Annotated in this window: 20 protein-coding genes; all 20 read right to left on the bottom strand. The window is 68.0% G+C overall.

The window, feature by feature from the left end; translation table 11 throughout:
- Positions 1-19: 19 nt before the first annotated feature.
- Complete coding sequence (locus EV379_RS02050) at positions 20-709, bottom strand: spermidine/putrescine ABC transporter substrate-binding protein (protein WP_130504688.1); 690 nt, start codon at positions 707-709, stop codon at positions 20-22.
- A 139-nt stretch (positions 710-848) separates the two neighbouring features.
- On the bottom strand, positions 849-1400 hold the full coding sequence (locus tag EV379_RS02045; RefSeq protein ID WP_130504687.1) for a DUF6121 family protein: 552 nt from the start codon (positions 1398-1400) through the stop codon (positions 849-851).
- 119 nt (positions 1401-1519) lie between these two features.
- Positions 1520-2638, bottom strand: a complete 1119-nt coding sequence (locus tag EV379_RS02040) for a hypothetical protein (protein WP_130504686.1) — start codon at positions 2636-2638, stop codon at positions 1520-1522.
- Between the two features lie 205 nt (positions 2639-2843).
- Positions 2844-3563 (bottom strand): hypothetical protein, encoded by a 720-nt coding sequence (locus EV379_RS17105; RefSeq protein ID WP_165397262.1) that lies wholly within the window; start codon positions 3561-3563, stop codon positions 2844-2846.
- Between the two features lie 2 nt (positions 3564-3565).
- Positions 3566-4303, bottom strand: a complete 738-nt coding sequence (locus EV379_RS02030; protein WP_207226180.1) for a hypothetical protein — start codon at positions 4301-4303, stop codon at positions 3566-3568.
- On the bottom strand, positions 4300-5349 hold the full coding sequence (gene pilM, locus EV379_RS02025; protein WP_130504684.1) for a type IV pilus assembly protein PilM: 1050 nt from the start codon (positions 5347-5349) through the stop codon (positions 4300-4302). The genes EV379_RS02030 and pilM overlap by 4 nt, the downstream gene beginning before the upstream one ends.
- An 82-nt stretch (positions 5350-5431) precedes the next feature.
- A complete protein-coding gene (locus EV379_RS02020) occupies positions 5432-6310 on the bottom strand; it encodes a prepilin peptidase (RefSeq protein WP_242616195.1) in 879 nt (292 codons plus the stop codon).
- Positions 6311-6314: 4 nt separating this feature from the next.
- Positions 6315-7676 (bottom strand): hypothetical protein, encoded by a 1362-nt coding sequence (locus tag EV379_RS02015; protein WP_130504683.1) that lies wholly within the window; start codon positions 7674-7676, stop codon positions 6315-6317.
- Between the two features lie 59 nt (positions 7677-7735).
- The gene (locus tag EV379_RS02010) at positions 7736-8299 is read right to left on the bottom strand and encodes a prepilin-type N-terminal cleavage/methylation domain-containing protein (protein WP_130504682.1); all 564 of its coding nucleotides are present in this window, start codon (positions 8297-8299) and stop codon (positions 7736-7738) included.
- A 1-nt stretch (position 8300) separates the two neighbouring features.
- Positions 8301-8711 (bottom strand): hypothetical protein, encoded by a 411-nt coding sequence (locus EV379_RS02005; protein WP_130504681.1) that lies wholly within the window; start codon positions 8709-8711, stop codon positions 8301-8303.
- Between the two features lie 114 nt (positions 8712-8825).
- Complete coding sequence (locus tag EV379_RS17575) at positions 8826-9260, bottom strand: type IV pilin protein (RefSeq protein WP_130504680.1); 435 nt, start codon at positions 9258-9260, stop codon at positions 8826-8828.
- Between the two features lie 189 nt (positions 9261-9449).
- A complete protein-coding gene (locus EV379_RS01995; RefSeq protein ID WP_165397260.1) occupies positions 9450-10685 on the bottom strand; it encodes a type II secretion system F family protein in 1236 nt (411 codons plus the stop codon).
- Positions 10685-12718 carry a type IV pilus twitching motility protein PilT gene (locus EV379_RS17470; protein WP_207226179.1) on the bottom strand — a complete coding sequence of 678 codons (2034 nt, stop codon included), beginning with the start codon at positions 12716-12718 and terminating at the stop codon, positions 10685-10687. The genes EV379_RS01995 and EV379_RS17470 overlap by 1 nt, the downstream gene beginning before the upstream one ends.
- Before the next feature lie 27 nt (positions 12719-12745).
- Entirely contained in the window at positions 12746-14416 is a 1671-nt protein-coding gene (locus EV379_RS01985) for a GspE/PulE family protein (protein ID WP_130504679.1), read from the bottom strand.
- A gap of 252 nt (positions 14417-14668) precedes the next feature.
- Positions 14669-15340, bottom strand: coding sequence for a hypothetical protein (locus tag EV379_RS01980; RefSeq protein WP_130504678.1), 672 nt, complete (start codon positions 15338-15340; stop codon positions 14669-14671).
- Between the two features lie 165 nt (positions 15341-15505).
- Positions 15506-16543, bottom strand: a complete 1038-nt coding sequence (locus tag EV379_RS01975) for a hypothetical protein (RefSeq protein WP_130504677.1) — start codon at positions 16541-16543, stop codon at positions 15506-15508.
- Complete coding sequence (locus EV379_RS01970; RefSeq protein WP_242616193.1) at positions 16533-17408, bottom strand: PP2C family protein-serine/threonine phosphatase; 876 nt, start codon at positions 17406-17408, stop codon at positions 16533-16535. Before EV379_RS01970 ends, EV379_RS01975 begins: the two co-directional genes overlap by 11 nt.
- A gap of 3 nt (positions 17409-17411) precedes the next feature.
- Positions 17412-18599 (bottom strand): DUF5684 domain-containing protein, encoded by a 1188-nt coding sequence (locus tag EV379_RS01965; protein WP_165397259.1) that lies wholly within the window; start codon positions 18597-18599, stop codon positions 17412-17414.
- Positions 18599-21208, bottom strand: a complete 2610-nt coding sequence (locus EV379_RS01960; protein ID WP_130504675.1) for a transglutaminase-like domain-containing protein — start codon at positions 21206-21208, stop codon at positions 18599-18601. The genes EV379_RS01965 and EV379_RS01960 overlap by 1 nt, the downstream gene beginning before the upstream one ends.
- The gene (locus tag EV379_RS01955; protein ID WP_130504674.1) at positions 21205-22557 is read right to left on the bottom strand and encodes a DUF58 domain-containing protein; all 1353 of its coding nucleotides are present in this window, start codon (positions 22555-22557) and stop codon (positions 21205-21207) included. The genes EV379_RS01960 and EV379_RS01955 overlap by 4 nt, the downstream gene beginning before the upstream one ends.
- Positions 22558-22579 lie beyond the last annotated feature (22 nt).

Genomic DNA, 22579 nt, shown 5'->3' with positions numbered 1-22579 from the left:
CCGACGTGGCGGGCGTGGGTCAGGAGCTCGGCCACATCGGCGAGTCGAGCTCGCGGCCGAGGTCCGCGAGCAGCGCGACGACCTGTGGCTCGACGAAGGTGGCGATACCCGCGGTGATCCGTTCACGGTGCTTGACCAGCTCGGCGCAGACGCGGCGTCCCACCTGCTGCGCGAACTCGTCGGCGAGCCGCACCTCGGCGCGGATCGCCTGCTTCTCCTCGTCCGACAGCGGCCGCGGTTCATCCGAGAGCTCGGGCGCGGATGCCTCGGCCTCCCGGCCGGCGCCCGCGGCATCCGGGGCAGAACTCGCGGCGAGCCCGCCGAGGGTGAAGAGGAACGGTTGGCCGTCTTCCGGCTCCGGGTCGAGTTCGAGCCCGGCCGCCTCGGGGTCGAGGCCTTCGCTCGGCTGATAGTGCCGAGCCCGATCGCGGCGCTCGGCCTCTTCGAGCTCGCGCTGCAGCAGCGGCAGATTGCGATCGGTGTAGTCGTCGACGGCGGCATCGATGATGAGCTTCATCCGCATCGACATGCTGTGCTGAACGGCATGCGGGACGTCGGTGGTCAGGCCGGCCGCCGCGATCACAGGCGAGCCGAAGCAGGTGCGGCACAGTCGCATCCGGGCGCGGTGGGTCCCCGGCTGCCATTTGGGCAGCCAGCGCAGCCAGAGGTCGACCTCGTGGCTGACGCGCGCCTCGATCGAGCCCTCCATAAGCTCAAACGGTACTCCCAAGCCGTGACCGACGCGAGCGCGACGCGAAGCGTCGCGAAAGGCGGCAGCCAAAAATCAGGAAATCCCTAGAACCGAACCGGATACTGGGCCGGTTTCAACCGCTTCAGGCTTTGCACCCCTACTGCGAGCGCTTCTCCCACGGCCAGCGCGGGCGCTGGCCACCGTGGGCCCGCCAGATCAGCAGCACGAAGTACAGCAGCGCGACGATGCCGGCCCAGAGCGCGACCGCGGCGGCGAATGGGCTCGTCAGCTGCTCCGCGAGGAAGAGCAGGGCGCTGATCGGCTCGGTCGGTACTCCGCCGACTCCGGTGCCCTCGTCGGGAACCACCGCGTTGCCGGCGTTCAGCCCGTAGACGACGCCACCGGCGAAGCCGTAGAAGAGGTAGCTGAGCCCGGCCGCGAGCAGCACCATGCTCACCGGCACGGTGTGCATCGCGTGCCCCGCTCGGCCGACGCCGGCCCACATCACGAGCAAGAGGGCGAGCGTCGCGGCACCGACCATGATCGGGCCGACGAGCGGGCCGGCATCCGTCTGGGCCACCACCTCCCGATCGAGGAACAGGCTCAGCATGCCGAAGCTCGCCACGACGAGCGCGACGTAGAGGCCGAGCGCGAAGAAGGCGAGGGTCGACGCGTATCGGCGGTACTCGGTTTCATCGAGCGGGATCATGGCCTGCTCCCATCGGGCTTGTCTCCACTATGCCACCGACGGTGGGCTGCAGAAACGACACTGTCGCTGCAGAAAGTTCTGCAGCGACAGTGTCGTTTCTAGCGCGTGTCGCGCGAACGCTACGGGCGCGTGAGCGTCGGGCCCTCAGCCAGCACGCGGTCGTACTCGCGCCGGGCCTCGATGTTGCGGGCGGTCACCTTGCGGCCGCGGGCGGCGATCCAGGCGCCGAACCAGATCGGCACCTCGCGGGCGGCGATCGCGGCGATGATCGCGACCGGGTTCAGCCACTGGCCGGCAATGAACTGGGCGGCCTGGCTCGGGGTCATCTCCCAGGCGTTCACGGTGAGCAGCGAACCGCCGATGAAGGAGAAGTACACGATCACGGCGACGGCGAAACCGCCGAGCACGTATGCCCACCAGCCGCCCCGGTTGACGATCGCGACGAGTAGCGCGAACGCGCCGAAGAAGAAGATCACCGGGATGTAGAACACCGGCTTGCTGATGAACAGCGCGAAGCTCTCGCTCGCGGTTTCGACGCTCGCGTTCTGGCTCAGGCTGATCAGGTAGGTGCCTGCAGCGTAGAGCAGGGCGAAGGCGAGCGTTGCGAGCAGGCCGATCAGGATGCCGATGCCACGGTTGCCCTTGTTGGCCGGCGGCGTCGGAGCCTGCACGAAGATCGGCTGCGGGCTGGCGACGTACTGGCCGGTCGGGCTCGTCGTCGCGGGGTCGTAGAGGGCGCCGGGCGTGGCGGATGCCGCTGCTGCGGCACCGGCGACACCCGCAGCTCCGACGCCGGCCGCGGCGTAGTCAATCTCGGGAGCCGGCTGCTGCGGAGCGACCGGTGCCACGGGGTACGCAACGGGAACCTCGGCGGCCTCCACCGGTACGGCAGGGGCTGGCTCGGCGCGTGCTGCCGGCGCCGATTCCACGATGACGGTGTCGTGCACGTCGTCCTGGACCGTGGGCTCGGCCGCAACGGGCTTGGCGGCAACGGGCTCGGACCAGTCGGCAGCGGCTGCGACATCCGTATCGGCGGCGACGGGCTCTCCGGCCGCTGTCTCTGCGAAGACCGAGTCGTCGAAGACCGCGGTGTTCGCGGCAGGAGCGGACTCCGGCTCGTTGGCGAGATCGATCGCCTCATCGTTCGTGGGTACGGTTCCAGCCCCGCCCGACTCGCTGTCGTGCGCTTCGCTGACCTCGCCCTCGTTGTTCTCGTGCTCCGGCGTGGTGTCGCTCATGCTGACTCTCCTCCCGCGCACAATGGCGCCCAGTTCAGCCGTAACTGTAGCAATGCCCCGCAACAATCGTCATGAGCCTCGCGGCAGCTCCCGCGACAAAGTCGGGTGTGTCGCGCCGAACTCGGAGAAATGGCCCCCTTCCCGTGCGAAAGGGGGCCGTTTCTTCGAGGTGGGCGGATGCCGCGGCTGCGGCATCCGCCCACTTCTACTGTGCGTCTGCGATCAGGTCGGCGCCGATCAGATCGGGAGTCAGCGCCGCGTAGACGAGCCCACCGATGTTCGCCTCAACGACGCCGTCGTTCTCAGAGTTCTTCGTCGTCGCGAGCGTCGTGACGAGGAAGAGTCGCTTGCCGGTCTGCAGGCCGTTCACGTAGTCGAGCACCTGGGGGTAGCTGCCCTTCACGACCACCTGCACCTGGAGCACCGCGAAGTTGCCCGAGGTGACGAGCGGGTTCACGACGGGCGGCGCACCGGCGGCGGGGGCTGCCGGCTCGGGCACGACGGCTGCGGTGTCGGCCGATGCCGCTTCCGACGCGGCGTCCGCCTCGGGGGCCGGTGCCGGCGCGGGCGCGGCGACAGGCGTGTACTGCTCTGCATCGTTGACGGTGATCGAGGTGAGCGTCACTCCGACGCCCTTGGCGAGCGCGTCGAGCTGGTCGACCAGTTCAGGTGCGTTCGCCCCCGTCGGCACCGACTCGACGAGCGGGGCCAACTCGGCCTTGAGCTCGTCGATCCCCTCGAACTGCTTCTTCAGGGCAGCGAGCTTCACCTCGGCTGCGGCGTTCGTGGCGTCCACCGCGGCCCGCTCGGTGTTTGCTGTGGCGATCGCGGAAAGCTGCGGCTGGACGCCGAGCAGGAAGCCGAGCCCGAGCACGGCGACGATGAGCAGCACAGAGCCGATCGTCCAGAGGCGGTTCGTGTCCATGTCTACTCTCCCTCCTCCGACGCGGTGGCGTCGGCGGTTGTGCTGTCGGTGCCGGCATCCGCCGCGGCCTCATCGGCCGGAACCTCGGGGGCGAAACGCCCCGAGAACGCCGCGTCGTTGACGTGCATGGTGATGGACGCCGTGTAGATCCCGGTCTCCTCGTCGAGCGTGACCGAGCCGGGCAGCGCATCCGCGAATCCCGGGAGGGTCGCGAGCGAGCGGAGCCAGGCCGGCACGTCCGGCAGCACCGCGCTCGTTGCGCTGAAGCTGATGGTCGCCATGCGGGCCCCCTGCAGCGGCGTCGTCGCCTGTTCGTACACGGCGATCGGAGTTGCCGAGTCGATGGTGACCTGGTCGATGCTCACGCTGGCCGGCAGGGTCGCCTGCACCTGGTCGAGGTAGGGCTTCCACGCGATCTCGGTCGAGGCGCCGACCTGCTGGGCGGCACGGGCGAGGTCGAGGTGGTCCTGCACCTGGGTGACCTCGGCGTACTCCCCCTGCGCGATGATCAAGTCGGTTGTGCGGGCCCGCGCGGTGAGCAAGTCCACCTGCACCTGCACGGAGAGCGCGAAGGTTGCACCGACGCCGAGCACGACCACTGCGATGGCGCCCAGGACGCCGAGGCCGAGTCGACGCCGCGTCGCCTTCGCTGCGCGTGCCGTGAGCACCTCCGGTGGCAGCAGGTCGACGCGCGGTTCCGCGCCGATGATCAGTTGGTCTTCTTTCGACTGGCGGCTCATGCTGCACTCCCCAGGGCCAGTCCGAGCGCGACGGTGAAGGTGGAACCGCGCTGGCGAAGCTGCTCCTCATCGGCGGATCGGGCGATGCTGACGTTCGAGAACGGGTCTCCGAGTACGACGGGCAGTCGGGTCATCTCGCCGAGGGCGTTGACGAGGCCAGGGAGTTGCGCCCCGCCGCCGCTCAGCACGATCTGCTGCACCGGATCTTCCGGTCGCGTGTTGACGAAGTAGCTGATGGTGTTGCGGAGGCTGCTCAGCTGCTCGAGCGCGACCCGGTAGATCACCTCGACGGCCGCCTGCTCCTCGCGCGAGGCCACCGAGCTGGCCAGGCCGAGCGAGCGCTTGACGCCCTCGGCGCCGGCGGTATCAGTCTCGAGCCCGCTCCGCAGCGCGACCGTGATGTCGTCGCCGCCCGTCGGGATGATGCGCACGAACTGCGGAACGCCGTCGCGCGCGATCACGACCGTTGTCGTGTCGGCGCCGATGTCGACGAGCGCAGCAGTGCCCGCGATCCCCGGGCGCGAGATGAGAGCGCGGGTGAGGGCGAAGGGGATGAGGTCGACGTCGACGGTGTTGAGGCCGGCCTTCTGGGTGGCGGCGACGTTGCCGAGCACCGCGGCCTTGACCGCAGCGATCAGAAGGCCGTGCACAACCGGCCCGTGTTCGCTCTCCCCCTCCGAGACGGGGTAGAAGTCGAGCAGGGCGTCGGCGACGGGAACGGGAAGCATGTCGTGCACCTCGAAGGGCAGCGACTCGCGGATGCGACGCAACGACGCCTTCGGAACCGTCAGGTCACGGGCGAGTACCCGCTGGTTGCCCATGCCGAGCACGATGTCCTTCGATTTGAAGCCCCCGCGGGCCCAGAGTTGCTTGAGCGCCTGGGCAACCGTGTTGGTCTCGATGACCTCACCACGGCTCACAGCACCCTCGGGCAGAGCGATCTCGAAGTGGCGCAGCACCGTCGCCTTGCTGCGCCCCGGATCGCCCACCTCCACCGCACGCACGGCGGTGCTCGTGATGTCGACACCTACGACACTGTTGGCCATCAGATCCACTCCTTCGGATGTTGCGCACAGCTCCGTTGCCCGAGCTGGTCTTTCGTGTAATTCGTCATCGTCGGCATTTGTGTCACAGTCCGATCAGTCCCAGATAGCCCTGCCAGATCGCGTCGCCCCAGAAGATGCCGAGCCACGCCCCGAGCAGCATCCACGGCCCGAACGGAATCCCGCTCTTGCGCCCGGCGCGCTTCGTGATCAGCAGAACGACCGCGAAGATTCCGCCGAGCACGAAGGCGGCGAACGCCCCAACGAGCAGCGGCCCGAGACCGAGGAAGCCGAGGTAGAGGCCGAGGACGCCGGCGAGCTTCACATCGCCGAAGCCCATGCCGGCCGGGTAGATGAACGCCATCACGAAGTAGGCCATCCACATGGCGATTCCGCCGATCGCTGTCCAGAGCAGCGCGTCGAAGTCTTGGGCCATCAGCCCGGATGCCGCAAGCAACACCGCCGCGACGACATAGCTCGGCAGCACGATCGCATTCGGCAGGCGGTGCGTGTCGATGTCGATCAGGGCCAGCGCGATGCTGATCGCCGCGAGGTACAGGTAGGCGAGCAGCATCAGTACGTTGGCGACGACCGCGCTGGTTGAGCCGTCTCCGCTGGCTGAGCTTGTCGAAACCCCACCTGTCGAAACCAAGACCACCAGCCACACGGTGACGATGGCGAAGGCGAGCCCGGTTCCGAGCTCAACGAGAGGGTAGCGAGCCGAGATCGGCTCCCTGCATGCGCGGCACTTGCCCCGCAGCAGCAGCCACGACAGCACCGGCACGTTGTCGCCCGGCCGGATCTGCGCGCCGCACCCGGGGCAGGCACTCGGGGGCGAGACGATCGAGAGGCCCGCTGGCACGCGGTAGACCACCACGTTGAGGAAGGAGCCGATGAGCAGCCCGAACAGCCCCACGGCGAGCGTGAGAGCGGTCAAGAGCTGCGGAGCGGCGAGTGGGGTCACAGAATCACGGCCCCACCGGTGCGAGATCGCGGTTCGAGACGAGGGCTCCGGGCTTCGGCTGCAGAACTGGTGTCGTGGCTGAGCCGGTGTCGAGATCCACGCCCGCGATCCCCATCTGGGCGAAGGTGAATCCCGAATTGTTCTTCACGTCGCTGTACTCGCCGCTATATAGCTGGCCGTTCCAGGTGAAGGTGTTCTTCGCATCGAACTTGCACGGCGTGTAGAGAAAGGCCTCCACGGGCGCTTTGATCTCGAGTTTGTTTTTGACCACGAAGTCATCGGCGGGTGAGACACAGCTCGGCTTGCCATCGGTTGGTACTGGGTCCGGCGTGATGAACCAGAGCCGGCGAACCGCCGTCGAACTCGAGGTGTAGCTGCCCGCATTGTTGCCCGTGAACTTGTTGGCGAAGATCACAACGTCGCTGGTGAGCACGACATCGTCGTTGTTGCCCGCTTCGACGCCATTCGAGCAAGCGAGCGCGTTCAGAATCACGGGCTTTCCAGGGATCGTGCCGCCGATCCGCTGGCCGTTGGTGAACTTGCACGCGGAGCCCGACAAGACCTTCACTTCGTACGGCGTCCCACTTTCATCCCGCCAGTCGCCCGGCTTGTACGTCACCTCAGACCACCCCGGCACCACCGGGGCGACCGCGCCGGGTGGGTTCAACCGGCCACCAACCTGCCCCGTTGCTTTGGGATTCGTCGGACTCACGCTGCCAGCGGTGAGGTCTCCGTCGATCCGGCCGGAACCAAGCGTTGCTGTACCGGTCACCCACGCGTCACCGAGCACAGTGCAGCTCCCTGTGAACGTGAGGTTTCCGTTGACAAACACGTTGCCGTTGATCTTGGAATTGTTCTTCTCGCAGTCCAGATTGCCGTCCTTGACCATAAGCCCCGCACCATCGATCTCGGAGAGGTCGAGGTTGGAGTTCGCCTCGAAAAGGCCGCCCTTGTAGAGGTACATTCCGATTCCGCTAGGTGCGACGCCCGGCGTGAGCCAGCCAACCACTGCTTCTACGGTGCTGCTATCGCCGGAGGATCGACCAACAAGGCCCTTCGCCGAGGCAGTGCCCTTCGACACGATGCGAACCTGCGTGGTTGCGCCCGTCGGGCACCCGTTCTGCCAGCCCGCTCCGGCGTTGTACTGCAGCGTTGCGGTGTACTTCGGCTCGACCGTCGACACGTACCTGCCCGGCGTCGGCTGCGCCGCGCAATTGCCAACAGTATTGAGCCCGGCGCGGGCAGCGGCGATGCCGGCGTCGGCAGCCGCTTGCGACTGCACCCCTGCCCTGGTCGCGCTCGTGAACCCCATTCCGCTGACCAGCGAACCGCCGACAACCGCGGTGAGGATGAGCGCGATCGCCATGACGCCTATCACGGCGACCAGAGCCGATCCTCGCTCTGGCACAGCTGGACGAATCTGCCTCAGTAACATGACACGCTCCCTGTTGCTCCCGCTCGACCGAATGCGGACGTTGTGATGGCCACAGGCGGATGATCGCCCGCAAGGCCGTTGAAGGCGATGGTGAGTCGGCGCCCCGTTGTGGTTGCGAAGACGCTGTTGCCACTGATTGGGCTCACGCCATCGACCAAGAGCGTCCACGATGAGAGCTGGGCAGCCGTCGGGGCCGCGATCGCCGTGGCGGATCGTGTCATGCGCAAGCTGCGTCCGGAAGCCGAGTAGTACCACGCCACGCAACTCCAGGTGAGTGTCGCGTCGTTTGACGCCACGCGGGCGACGAGCAGCTGATCGTTGCCGATCGGTGTCGAAAGACTGAAGTCCGAGGAATTGCGGATCCCGGTTTCGATCGAATCCGCTGCGAGCTGCGCTGCAGTCGACGAGTTGTCGACTGCACGAACAGTCGTCGACTGAATGAGGGTTGTACTGAGAAGCCCGCCGGCCACCGCCAACACCAGCACCATGAGCAGCATGTAGACGAGGAGCTCGACGAGTGTGAATCCGCGTTCCGCTGTGGCCACCCTGTGCATCTCACGGCCCCTCGACGTAGACGGAGGTACGTGCGGAGATGATGACCCCCGTGTCGGCGCGCGTCACGGTGACGATCACCGGAATAGAAGCGGGATAGCTGACGAGCGCCGCCGGGCACGTGCCGACGGTTCGCACGACCTTCAGTGTGACTCCCCGCGCATCGGTGGCCGTCGTGTTGGTCGGCGTAACCGCGGCACAGCTCTTGTACGACCGGGCGTCTTCAAGCTGCCCGTTAACAATCGCGGTGGCCGAGGCAAAGGTCGCATTCGCGGAGGACAGTTTGAGACCCTGAATGAGCGTGGGGAGAATCGCTATGGCGATAATCGCCAGAAGCATCATCGCAATGATGATCTCAATGAGGCCAACTCCGGAATCGTCCTCAGCAGGCATCCGTTTGCGGACGAGCTTCATTCTTCACCTCCCACGAAGTAGGGGTCGGGGTGGTTGGGGTCGGGACTGTCGTTCTGTGTTACCGAGCCAGAAAGGTGGGGCGCCGCGTGCGACACCCCACCTTTCACTTGTCAGCTAGGAACAGGCCACGTTCGCGACACTGCCATTGGCAGTGATGCTGAACTTGACAGTGCTGTTGCTGCGGGTGCCGTCAATGCAGAAGTCCGAACCCGAGGTGGTCGGGGCCGTCTTGTAGGCAAGCGTGACGCCATCCGTCGTGCTGAAGCCGTACTTGCCGAGCGCTGCGGCGGTGAGGGCGGGTCCGGTGGTCGCGGACGGGTTGTCCGTGTAGAAGCCGACGACTGCCGTCTTAGCGTTGGTGAGGTCGGACTTGACCGCGCTGTCCTTCGCGCTGTCCTGAATGCCGAGGTACACGGGGATTGCGATGGCTGCGAGGATGCCGATGATGATGACGACGACGAGGAGTTCGATGAGCGTGAAGCCCTTCTGCTCGTCCTGGTTCTGGAGGGCCGTGCGGCGATCTCCGAGGGTGTTGAGCATGGTGCGCATGGTGGGTTCCGATCAGTCAGTAGGGTGACGGGGCCAGCCGAAGTTCGACCGGAACTTGAGCCTAGTGCTGGGAGTTCGCTTTGAATATCCCAGTTTGGGGGTGATTCCACTTATTATGCCCCCCAGTAATGGGGTGTATTCCTTACAGTCGGCAAAGGTGAGTCAGTGAGTGAGGTACTCTCACTGACTTCACGAACCGTTGACGGCTCCCGCGATGCCGAAGATCGGCATGTACAGCGCGACCACCATGCCGCCGATCACGACGCCGAGGAAGGCAATCATGAGCGGCTCGATGGCCGCCGTGAGCTGCTCCGTGGCCGCCTCAACCTCCTGGTCGTAGAAGTCGGCGATCTTGTCGAGCATCGTCTCAAGCGATCCGGCGTCCTCGCCGACGGCGATCATCTGGGTGACCATGGGCGGAAACACCGGCTGTGCGAGTAGCGGGGCCGAGATCGACTGCCCCTGACGCACGGACTCCGCTACCTCATTCAGGGCGTTCTCGATCACCCAGTTGCCCGACGTCTCTCCGACGATCTTGAGGGCGTGCAGGATCGGCACGCCGGCCCCGATCATGTTGGAGAAGTTGCGGGCGAAACGAGCGACGGCGATCTTCTGCAGCAGCTTGCCGAAGACGGGGAGCTTCAGCAGGATCGGGTCCTTGAACTTGCGCACCTCTTCACTGTTCTTGTTCTTGCTCCACCACACCGCGAAGATGATGCTGACCACGAGGAGCAGCGGAACGAACCAGATCATCGATTCGGAGAGCGTGACAAGCAGCTGCGTGGGCAGCGGCAGTTCCGATCCCATGCCCTCGAACATCTCCTTGAAGATCGGAACGATGAAGATCAGCATGATCAGCACGGCGCCGAGGGACATGACCAACACGATCACTGGGTACGTCATCGCCGACTTGATGGTCGAGCGCAGCTTCACTTCCTTCTCGAAGTTCTCTGCGATGGACTCGAGGGCGTCGTCAAGGAAGCCACCGGTCTCGCCGGCCCGAACCATGTTGACCATGATGGGCGGGAAGGTGTCGGGGTGTGCGGCGAAAGCCTCGGAGATCGAGACGCCGGTCTCGACGCCGTCCCGCACCTGGCCGAGGATGCCGGCCAGCGTCTTGTTCTCGGTCTGCTCGGCGAGGATGTTGAGGGTGCGGAGCAGCGACAGACCCGAGCCGATCATGGTGGCCATCTGCCGACTCATGATGGCGAGGTCCTTGAGCCCAACTCCACCGCCGAACCCGGCGATGTTGATCTCGCGGTTGAGCCCGGTGCCGGCCGGCGCCACAGACACCTCGATGGGCGAGATGCCCATGGTGTGCAGGCGGGATGCAGCAGCCCCCTCGCTCGTCGCCTCGAGCTTGCCCTTGACGAGCTTTCCCCCGGAATCGCGCCCGGAATAGGCGTAGGCGACCAGGCCGGCCATCAGCGCTTCGCCGTCGAGTAGGCGTCACCGAAGTCGATGCCGCCAGCCTGCAGGGCGCGTGCAGCCGACTCGGTCGGAGATTCTACGCCGGAGAGCAGGCGGGTGAAGCCGTCGAGGTCGTGCGCCTTCTCGCGCGCAGCCTGCTGCGTGATGGTTCCGGCGTTCACCAGCTGGGCGAGGTGCTGGTCCATGGTGTGCATGCCGAGGTCACGGCCCGCCTGCATCATCGAGGCGATCTGGTACGTCTTGCCCTCGCGGATGAGGTTGGAGATGGCGGGGGTGATCCTGAGCACCTCGGTGGCGACGGCACGCCCCGAACCACTGGCGCGCTTCACCAACGTCTGGCAGACGACGCCCTGCAGCGTGGATGCCAGCTGAGCGCGCACGTGGTCCTGCTGGTGCGGTGGGAAGACGTCGATGACACGGTCGATGGTCTGCCCGGCATCCTGCGTGTGGAGGGTGGCGAAGACGAGGTGGCCGGTCTCGGCTGCGGTGAGCGCGACGGAGATCGTCTCGAGGTCGCGCAACTCACCGATGAGGATGACATCGGGGTCCTGGCGCAGCACGTGCTTGAGCGCATTGGCGAAGCTGTGCGTGTCGTTTCCGACCTCACGCTGGTTCACCAGCGACTTCTTGTGCCGGTGCAGGAACTCGATCGGGTCTTCGACCGTGACGATGTGGTCGGCCCTGGTGCTGTTGGCCAGGTCGATCAGCGACGCCAGCGTGGTCGACTTACCGGAACCGGTTGGACCGGTTACGAGCACGAGACCACGGGGAAGCTGCGAGAAATCACCGATGTTCTCGGGCACGCCCAGCTGGCCGAGGGTCTTGATCTCGGTGGGGATCAGACGGAAGGCCGCGCCTGCTGCCCCCCGCTGCTGGTAGAAGTTCACGCGGAAGCGCGCGTTGGCCGAGATCGTGAACGCGAAATCGAGTTCGAGCTCGCGCTCGAAGCGCTCTCGCTGCTCGTCGCTGAGCAGGGTGAGCAGTGCGGTGAGTACCTTCTCCTGCGACCATGGCTGGGCGCCCTCGGTGACGGGGCGCAGCCCGCCGTCGATGCGCACCATGGGCGGCGCGTCGCTGGTGACGTGCAGATCGGATGCCCGCTGCAGCACGACCTGCTGCAGGGCGGCGACCAGGCCGGCATCCGCGTGCTCGAGGGCAGCGCGCTCGAGGGGGCTGAGCGTTGCGAACTCGAGGTCGGCGTCGGTGTCGGCCTGGATCTCGGCATCCGCGGGGCCGGCCGGCTCGACGCTGATGTCGATCGGCGTGGTGGGCGCGGCGGCCTCGGGGGCGGCCGCCTCGGCGGGCGGCGGCACGACATATGGCCGCGCCTTGAAGATCGGCTCCGTCGGAACGGCGTCGGGGGCCGGCAGCTCCAAGACCGGCACCATCTGTGCCGGGGGCGGGTACTGCGCCGCGTCGAAGTCGCGGTCGTCGAAGGCCGGCGCTTCGGCAGCAGCAGCGGTCGGTGTGGGCTCCCCCAGAGGCTCCTCCGCGAGCTCTGCCGGCTCGGTGAAGCCGAGCTCGCGGAGCAGTTCCTCCTCCGAGACGTCGGCGACGGGCGGCGTGAAGATCTGGGAATCAAAGGCCGGCGGGTTTGGGTCTGCGCCCAGTCCGCTGGCGTAGGCGATGGGGTCGAAGCGATGCACCTCGAACTCGGCGGCTTCCGCGGCCGCGACCGGCGCCGGGCGCGTGGTCAGCGCCGAGTACGCGGGTGCGTGCGCGTCCGAGTGGGGGGCTACGGGCTCGGCGATCGGCGCGGCTTCCGCCGGGGCGGATGTGGCACCGAACGGAGCACCGACCGGCGGAACGACGAGGCGCGGGCGCGGCTCGGGCGCGGTCGTTTCAGCTGCTGCCGCGACCGGCGAGGGAACGCCGGTGACGTCGGGAACGGTGGAGCCTGCGCCGGGCACGGAGAGCCCGGCCGCCTGTGCGCGCTGGGTGAACTCGGCGAACAAGTCATCGAATCCGGCCGACGACGCGTCCGCGTCAACGGGGGCGCCCTGCGTCTCGTTCGTTGCGTCTTCCATCGTGTCTCTCCGTTTTCTCCACATGGGTCAGGACACCACCCTCAGGATCTCCTCGATCGAAGTCAGTCCCATCTTGACCTTCTCCCATCCGTCTTCGCGCAGCGTGATCATGCCCTGCTCGCGTGCAAGCCGGCCGATCTCGGCGCTCGATGCACGGGCCACGGCCAAGCGCTCGATCTCCTCGCTGACGGTCATCACCTCGTGCACCGCGATGCGACCGCGGTACCCCGTGTTCGAGCAGCTCTGGCATCCGATCGGCTCATACACGACGGGCCGCGGCTGACTCGGGTCGAAGCTGAACCGCAGTCCGGAGACGTACTCCGGGTCGAGTTCGCTCGGCGCCTTGCAGCGATCGCAGAGTCGCCGGGCGAGGCGCTGGGCGACGACGGAGTCGAGGGCAGAACCGACGAGGAACGGTTCGATGTCCATTTCGGTGAGGCGGGTGATCGCACTCGGGGCATCGTTGGTGTGCAGGGTCGAGAGCACGAGGTGGCCGGTGAGGGATGCCTCGATGGCGATCTGCGCTGTCTCGTGGTCACGGATCTCGCCGAGGAGCACCACGTCGGGGTCGGATCGGAGGATGCTGCGCAGTGCGCTGGCGAAGGTCAGCCCGGCCTTGGGGTTCACCTGCACCTGGTTGATGCCCGGCATGCGGTACTCGACGGGGTCTTCGACGGTGATCACGTTGATCTCGGGGCGGGAGACGGCGCCGAGCGTCGTGTACAGCGTCGTCGACTTGCCGGAACCGGTAGGCCCGGTGACGAGGATCATGCCGTACGGCTTGGAGTAGCTCGTCTTGTACGCCTCGAAGTTGTAGTCGAGTAGCGCCAGATCGCGCACATCGAGGCTGGTGTTGGTGTTGTCGAGAATTCGCATGACGACTTTCTCGCCCCACACCGTCGGCAGGGTGGCCACGCGCAGGTCGATCTTGCGTCCGCCGTGGCTCACCGACATCCGGCCGTCCTGCGGCTTGCGCCGCTCGGCGATGTCGATGTCGCTCATGATCTTGAGGCGCGAGATCACGCCGTTCTGAATGCTCTTGGGGGCTGCCTGCATCTCGTGCAGGACGCCGTCGATGCGGTACCGCACCCGCATCTCACGCTCGGCCGGTTCGATGTGAATGTCGGAGGCCTTGTCTTGGATGGCCTGGCTGACGAGCAGATTCACGAAGCGTACGATCGGCGCGTCGTCGTCGCTGGGGTCGCCGACACCGAAGTCTGTGGACTCCTGCGGGGCGTTCTCTTCTTCGAGGGTGTTGGTGAGGTCGCTGAGTTCGTCGTCTGCGCGGTGGTAGCGGGCGATGGCGGCAAGCAGATCACTGCGCTCGGCGACGATCGGGTCGACGTGCAGGCCGGAGGCCTCGCGCACATCATCGATGGCGAAGACGTTGCCCGGATTCACCATGGCGACGGCGATGCGATCGCCGGAGACGGCAACGGGCAGGAGTTCGTGGCGTCGGCAGACCGCGGCGCTGACGAGCGCGACGGCGACGCGGTCGACGGGGAAGTCGAGCAGCTCGACATAGGGGAGCCCGGCCTGGGCCGCACGGGCCTTGGTGAGCTGAATCTCAGAGATCACACCGCGCTCGACGAGCGCGCGCACGACGGTTTCCTCGTTGCTGCCAGGTGCAGACACTGAGTCAAGATGCTCGATCGGCAGATGTCCGTGAAGGATCAGGATTTCTGACAATGTAGCCACAATGACCTCCTCGGGAAAAAGGCGTGCTGCGGCACTCCCGAGCAGCCGCAGTTGTGTAGGGCAAGAACGCGCTCGAGTTTTTATCTAGCGTGACAACGTAGCGCGCGCTTTGGGCGCGCCGGTAGCCCCTAGTTCGGGGTGTTGACTATCACCCGAAGTGAGGCGGGCTCAGCTCGCGGGCTGTCGCACCTTCACCGCGCAGATCGGTGCGCCGATCGCTGCCACGACGGTGTGTTCGTGTGGCGCGCGGGCCTATGGCCAGAGGGTGTTGACGATGTCGTGCGTGTAACCGTCTGGGGCCATGTTCATCCAGCGCGTGGCGATCCAGACGCCGTCACGGACGAAGTGCGATTCGCCCCAGGTTCCGTTGTCATCGTCTTCCTCGAGGACGCAGCGGGTGCCGCCGAGCTCCTCGTAGCAGCTGAAATCGAGCACCTGCAGGCGCGCGAGAACGGCAGCGCTCTGCTCTGCTGTGACTGCAACCACTGCGGTCTTGAGGCTTCGGTCGCTGCCCCCACTCTCGTGGCCCCACTGGCAACGAAGTGGGTCGCCCGCCTTGACGATCGCGTTGAGCTCGTCATCACTGGTGGCGGAGTTCCGGTCTTCCGCTGCCCACGCGGGATTCAGGACGTAGCCGTCCAACTGGGTGGACCAATCCGTGGTGTAGATGCCGGAGCACTCAGCGGGGATCACCGAGACGGGCTCCTCGCTCGGCTCCGGCAGCGGCACGGTTGGCGCGCTCGCCTCGGGCTCGGGGCGGGTTGACGGTTTCGCCGAGGCCTCTGTGGCTTCGCTCTTGGACGAGCCGGCCCCCACCGCGTATCCGGCGGCGACAGCGCCGAACGCGATCACGAGTCCGGCCGCGATCGAGATCCAGAGCACAGGGCGCCGTAGTCGAGGCTTCGGCGGTTGCGGCGCAGTCATGGATTCAGTGTATCGAGCGCCCCGTTTGGCGCCGTTCTCTCGCGGCGCCTGTCGGAACTTAGCCCACGCCGAGGGCGGCGGCCCGCGTTGTGTGCGATGGCCCGGTGAATTCACCGGGCCTGTGCAGTTTTCGCGGGCCGCGAGCGCGGTGCCCCTGTGCCGCGGCTAGAGGGCGGCGATCAGCACGATTGCGGCAGCGATGACCGCGCCGAGCACCGCGATTCCGGCGACCGCGCTCACCGCGATGACAAGACGCCGACGCGCCCGGGCGCCGGCGGACTCCGCAACGGCCGGCGGCCTCGAGCTCGCCTCGATGTGCGTGCGTTGCAGCGGCTGTTGCTCGGGCACCGGCCGCGGCGTGTAGACCTCCGGCTGCCGCGGGGCCTGCACCGCGGATGCCGTCGGCACCGCTGCGGGAGGCTGCGCCGTCTCGGCGAGCTGCTGCGCCGATGCTCCGGTGCGCACGATAGCGCGGGTGTCCTCACCCGCCGACTGGTCCGATCCGGAGACGGCAGCGACCCCGGCAGCGACGGCGGTGGCGTCAGCGGAAGCAACGGAAGCGGCGCGGCGCACGATTCGAGTCGAGTCGTCGGCTGACTCCGCGTCGGGAACGAGGCGGCGCACGATCCTGGTGGCGTCATCGTCGTCCGCGTCGCCCGAGGGCTCCGGCACCGCGGCAGCCGCGGCGGAAGGCGCGAGAGCCTCAGCCGCGGGAGCCGCGGGCGCGGGGTGAGGAGTTGTAGCAGTGGCCACGGGGACGGCGGGCGCGCGACGCACGATCCTGGTGGCGTCTTCGTCATCCGACTCGGCCGCTGGGTCCGCAGGCGTGACGGGCGCAGTCGACGGGCGGCGAACGATGCGGGTCGCCTCGTCGAGCTCCGGCTCGACGGCCGGCGCGGGGAAGTACCGCTCAGCGACAGGCGGCGCCGGGGCGGGTGGCGCAGCGACGGGAAGCTGGGCGACAGGAGCTGCAGCGGCGGGTGGCACCGCGGCGGGAGCCGCCGGGGCAGGAGGCACAGGAGTGGTCGGCACCGTGGAAGCGGCCCTGCGGCTCACAACGCGCGTCGCGTCATCCAGTTCGCTCCCCTTGGCGACGACGCGCGTGGCGTCGTCGAACACCGACGGCGTGGCGCCGCGGGTGACGATGCGCGTCGACTCGTCGAGATCGGAATCGAGATCGGAATCGAGATCGTCAGTGTCCACCGCCGCGCCCCTTTCGCCACGGCAGCTCCGCCGTGTCCTCGAGGGAGAGGTCGACGGTGTCGTGCTCGCTCTCGCTCACGTCGACACCGCTCGGATCCACCGGCGCCGTGACTCCGCTGCTCAGCACGTCGACGACGATGAGCGAGATGTTGTCGCGCCCGCCGCTCAGCAGCGCCTGGGTCAGCAGTTCGGTGGCCGTCGCCTCGACCGTGCCGCCCATCGTGAGCACCGCGCGCAGCCCCTCGTCGCTCACCTCACCGCTCAGGCCGTCGGAGCAGACCAGCAGCCGCTCCCCCGTGATGACCGGGTGCAGCCAGTAGTCGGCCCGCGCATCGGCGGCACCGATGGCGCGCGTGATGACGTTGCGCCCGACGTAGTCGGCGGCGTCCGCCGGCGCCAGCGTGCCGGCATCCAGCATCTCCTGCACCAGGGAGTGGTCGTGGGTGATGCGGCCGAGGTCACCGGCGCTCAGCCGGTAGACCCGCGAGTCGCCGACGTTCAGGACGAGCCAGGCCGGGTTCGTGCTCTCGTTGACGAGCACGATTCCGGTCAGTGTGCTTCCAGCACCGCGCGCCCGCCCCGCCGAAATGCGCTCGACAGCGGCCTGCGCCTGGGCCACGGCGGCGACGACCTGCTCAGGCAGCACCTCGCGTTCGCCGATGAGCGGTCGGAACGCCGCGACAACGGCGGCGCTGGCCAGATCGCCGGCCTCGTGCCCGCCCATGCCATCGGCGACGATGTAGACCGGGTGCTCGGCGAGCACCGAGTCCTCATTCACCGCCCGCTTGTGGCCGACGTCGCTGCGCGCCTGATGGCGGAGCACGACGGACTCTGCTGGCGGTATTTCGGATGACGGCTGGGGCACCGGTCACTCCTCCTGGAAGATACGGGCAGAGAGTTCGCCCAAGACAAAACGGCCGGTGACCTCCGTCGCGACGCCGGGCTCGAGTTCGATCTCGGCCCCTTCGGCATCGAGAACGTAGACACCGTTGGTCGACTGCAGATCCGTGATCACCCATGCGGTGCCATGCAACTGCACGCTCGCGTGGGTCTTCGACACGGTGCGGCCCGCATCGCGCACCGTGATGAGCTGGGCATCGGGGTGCTCGGCCAGCGGCACCGGGTTGCGACCCAGGAGCACCAACTCCGCGCTCAGCGGCACGCGCTGGCCAGACTCGGTCTCAAACACCCACGCCTTGTTCCGGCGACCGGCGATGACCGTCGCATCCATGTCATCGTCGTCGTCGATCGGCTGCGCCGCGGCGGCTTCCCGCGGCTCGTCGAGAACGACGGATGCCGCAGCGGCAGCCACGGGGGCGGCAGGCGCGCTGAAGTCGGGGACGGAGTCGATCAGCGGCGTGACGCGGGCGGGGGCAGCTGTCTGCTGCTCGACGCGCACGGAGAGCTCCTCCGGCATCTCGATCGGCGCCGGTGGGGCGACCGGAGCCGGCGTAGCGATCACGGCGGGCGTGTAGCTGAACACAGGGGGCGCGGTGTGCGCCTCCTGCACGACGTCGTCGGCAGGCGCGACCGTCGCGACGGCCGCGGCCGGAGCCGGAATCCGCGGAGCGGCGGGCTGCACGGGCTCACCGAACGGGATGCGAGCCGGCACCGCGTCGCCGGGAGTGATGCCGAACGGCGAGGCGGCTGCTGGGGCCGCGTCATCCGGGTGAGCGACCCGCTGGGCACCCGCCGGTTCAGCCGTTGCCCTGCCCCAGCCGAGAATGCTGGACCAGATCGGCATCAGCAGCACGCCGAGCACGGTGAAGCCGGCCCCCTTGTCGAACTGCTTCGAGATCGAGTTGATGGCGAAGATCGAGAAGACGAAGCCGACGACGTTGATCAGCGGCAGGAAGAGCGTGATCGCCCAGAACGGCGCGACCCCGCCGAGCCGGAACAGCACGAAGCTGTTGTACACCGGCACCCACGCCTTCCAGCCTGGCTCGCCCAGCTTGCCGAAGACGGCCGCCAGCGCCGCGGAGGCCCACACGTATAACGCGAGCGAGAGCAGCAGTGCGATGAGCACGCCGAAGCCCGGAACCGAATTGTCACTCATCATCGTCCCCCATCGTCGTCTGGCACGGCAGCTGCCCGCGCCTTTCCCCCTGCGATCCTCGTCGTGGTCGGCGTCCCAGAGAATGTATCCACTCTCCGCGATTTCGTCGACATCATCCGTGAGAAGGAGCGCAGTGAGAGCCGGGCCCGCAGCCGCTGCCACCAGCTGAACTCCCGAGCGAGCAGGGCGCGCTCGGCGTCGACGGCCGCCCAGAATGCCTCGCTCTCGGCCACGCTGGGTTCGAGCGGTCCGAACACGGCCTCGTCGGCGAGCACGGCGAGCATATGGCCGTTCGGGCTCCCATAGCGGGCGGCGAGTTCGATTCTGGTGCGCGTTCCCGGCCTCGGCAGGCCGTAGTCGACGGCGGTGTCAACATAGTCCTCCCAGCCGCCGGCAATGCGTTCCGTGCTGTCCGCGACGCCCTTGCGGCCGCGCCGACGCATCACCTTCGCGATCGTCATCACGATCAGCGGCGAGCAGAGCAGGAGCAGTCCGAGCAGGCTGAGGCCGACGATTCGCAGGAGTGCGACGAGCCAGGCGAGGTCGACGCCCTCCTCGCTCGGCTCCTCCGGGCTCTCGCCGCCACCGGCCGGCTCCGCGTCCGGCGGGGTCACCTCTGTTGCGCCGTCGGCGATGACCTCCGTGGTGTTCTGCGGGTCGCGCTTCTGCTCGTCGCTCGGGGCGAGCGGGTTGGCCGACTGCGGCGTGGCATCGACGGTGATCCAGCCGCCCCCGGCATCCTGCACCTCGGCCCAGGCACTGAGGTTCCGGCCGCTGCAGATTCCCTCCTGGCAGGCTGGCATGCCGGATGCCGGGGCTCCACCGTCGAGCCGGAAGCCGAGCACGACACGGGCGGGGAACCCGAGCGATTCGGCGATGAGCGCCGTCGCGACGGCGAACTGCTCGTCGTCGCCGACCGCGGCAACGAGTTTGGCGTTGTCGGTGGACGCCGTGGACGTCTGCTTGTCGAGCAGGGCGCTGAAGAGCATGTCGATGCGGCCGGTGGAGTGGCCGGCCAGGCTGGGAGCGAAGGCGACATCGCCGCGCTCCTGCTGCCACTTGTGCTCGCCGTCGCCAGCCGCCGTCAGCGAGTGGCTGAGGTAGCCGCGCTCGCGCAGCCGGGTGACGAGCTCCTGCAGCGCCGCCCCGTCGGCGCCGAGCCCCTGGGCGGCGACCCACTTCTCCAGGTTGTCCGGAATGACCGCGTCGTCGAAGAGTTCCTCCTGGTTCTTCGGCGGCTTGGCCTCGCTGAGTGCCATGGGCTCCCCGTCGACCATGGCCCTGAGCCGGTAACGGTCGCCCTCCTGGAGCCCGTTCAGCTGCACGCCGGCCTGGGTCTGCTCGTTGTAGAAGAAGCCGTCGGTGAGAGCCTGCTTGCGGCTGCCGACGAAGTCGACGCGAGAGAGGCTGCCGGCCAACGGCATCCACACATCGGAGTACCCGGCGATCGTGACGTCGAGGCGGGTGTCCACGTCGGAGCCGAAGGCGGCACCCGGTGTGCGGGCGAACGCCGTCTCGCGTTCGGTGACGCCGCGGGCCGGATCCACGACCCGGAACACCTCGCCGTCGTAGTAGCTCATCACCGCGAGCCGCAGGCGCTCCGGCGCCTCGCCGCTCGCCTCGACCGCGAGCAGCTCCTCGTCGAAGCTCTCGTCACCGAGGAAGCTGCGATAGGAGCTCAGCGGGCTGACGAATTCGCGCATCTGCAGCTCTGGTTCGATCGTGGTGCGCAGCACATCACGCTCGTCCACGCGCAGCGGCACGGCGGCAACGGAGACGGCGACCGCGGCGGCCATGACCAGAACGCCGACGCTCAGAGCGGCCCGGCTGGCCCGACGGGCCGAGCCGGCCAGGCTGCGCACGCCGACACCGGTTGCGACGCCGCGGCGTTGCGCGGCGCGGCGGGCCCTGCGGGTGCGCGCAACCAGGAAGCCCAGGGAGGCGAGGAACCCGAGCAGGCCGATCGCGGTCTCGCGCGGCGCCGGGATGGTGAGCGGTCCGATGCTCAACGCCGGGCTCATCAGGCTGGATCCGAACAGGATGCCGAAGCCGATGGCGAGCATCATCACGGGCACGGCGAGCACGTCGACGCGTTTGGCCCGCCAGGCGAGCGAGAGCGAGAGCACGACGCTGGAGAAGAGCACGGCGAAGAACGGCACGAGCAGCGCCTGATAGCTGCCGACCGGCAACGAGATCGTCACCAGCTCCTTCCAGCCGAACACGGAGCGCACCAGCAGCTCGAGCAGCCCGCCGAACACGTCGGCGACGCTGCCGAACGCGGAGGGGACGGCCAGCGGCACGCCGAACAACAGGTAGGCACCGAGCGCCGCCAGCAGGGTGCTGAACCACGACCAGCCACCGATCAGCCCGAGGACCGCGACACCGGCCCCGACCACGATCGCGCCGGCCGCGGTGATGAAGAAGTAGGGGTTCTGGTAGATCGGCCAGGCCGCCCACGCCGCGAGCACCGCCATGACGAGCACATAGGCGGCTCCGGCGAGGACCGGGGCCTCGCGCAGTCTGGTGCGCAGCGGTGCCTTGACCGCGGCGCCCCGAGTGTCACGGCGCACGCTCTGACGCCCGTCGGCGCCCGGCGCCCGGCCGTTCACGACGCCCTCTTCGCGAGCAGGGAGCGCAGGTCGTCGAGCACCGCGATGGTCAGGACGCCGGTGCCGGCGAGCTCACGATAGCTCGGCACCGCGAGCGGATCGACCCGCACGGCGACGACGGCGACATCCGGCGGGAATCGCAGGGTGAGCGCGCGCAGGCGGGCGGCCGGCACGGTCGAGCCGCACACGACGAAGGCGATCGAGACGTCCGGGATCGCCTGCGAGGTGAGCGCGCAGACGTCGTCGATCGGCATCGTCGTCGGCGTGCGGTCGACGGCGCTCAGCTCGTCGAGCAGGGCGCGCGCCGAGACGACGGGCAGGCTGCGGATGCTGTGCACCGAGCTCCGCGCGAGTTCTTCGATCTGCTCGCTCGCCACGATGGCGACGTCGCGGCCGTCGCGGATCGCCCTGGTGCCGAGCGAGCCGGCCGCGCTGACGGCGATCTCGAACTCGTCCGCGTCGGCGAAGTCGTTCTGGAACAGGCTGAGTGCGACGAGCAGGCGTGAGCGCCGGCTCTCCTCGTACTGGCGCACCATGAGCTGGCCGGTCTTCGCCGTCGACTTCCAGTGGATGCTGCGCTGGGCGTCGCCCGGCGCGTACTCGCGGATCGCGTGGAACGACATGTCGGAGGCGACGATGCGGTTCGTCGGATTGCCCTCGAGATCGCGGACGAAGCCGGCGCTGGTGCTCGGGATCGACACGGTGATCGGGTGCACGTAGAGCCGGTGCACCTGCGCCTGGGCGTGCTCGCGCCGGAGCAGTCCGACGGGGTCGGTGCGCAATGTCGTGACCGGCCCGATGTCGATGATGCCGCGGTGCGGCGTCGGGATCGTGACGACCTCGCTGTGGTGGGCACCCGGCCGCAGCAGGGGAACCGAGATCTCGGTCGTTCCGTGCCCGATCGGCACGTCGATGCGCCCCGGCAGCTCGAAGTTCTTCGCGACGTTCGTGACGTCGAGGGTGCCGAGCACCTCCCCACCTGCCACGACGCGTTCGACGGGAACATGGAAACTGACCGAGTAGGCCTTGCCGCCGGCGAGGAACGGCAGGGCGATGAGCAGGATGCCGGCGGCGATGGCCCCGGCGACAATCAGCTCCGTCCAGCCCAGCACCAGGCCGACGGGCAGCGCAAGCACGGCCAGCAGCGCGAGACAGCCGGCGGCCGTCACCGTCTCCCGCAGCCAGCCCCAGGTCGCGACGGCCGCAGAGCGCGCGGCCTCCCACACGCGGACACACCAGACGAGCGCGCGCACGAACAGCCCTCGACGCGACGTCGAGTAGCGTGTGTGCGTCGTGAGGCCCGTCGACGTCGCGGTCTGAGTGCCCCGCGACTCGGTGTTGAATGTCACGCCCGGTCGCTCCCCTGGCTTG

The sequence above is a fragment of the Microterricola gilva genome (assembly GCF_004217495.1).
Lineage (GTDB): Bacteria > Actinomycetota > Actinomycetes > Actinomycetales > Microbacteriaceae > Microterricola > Microterricola gilva.
Note: the sequence above shows the minus strand (reverse complement) of the source record. Positions and strands in the feature narration are given on the sequence as shown.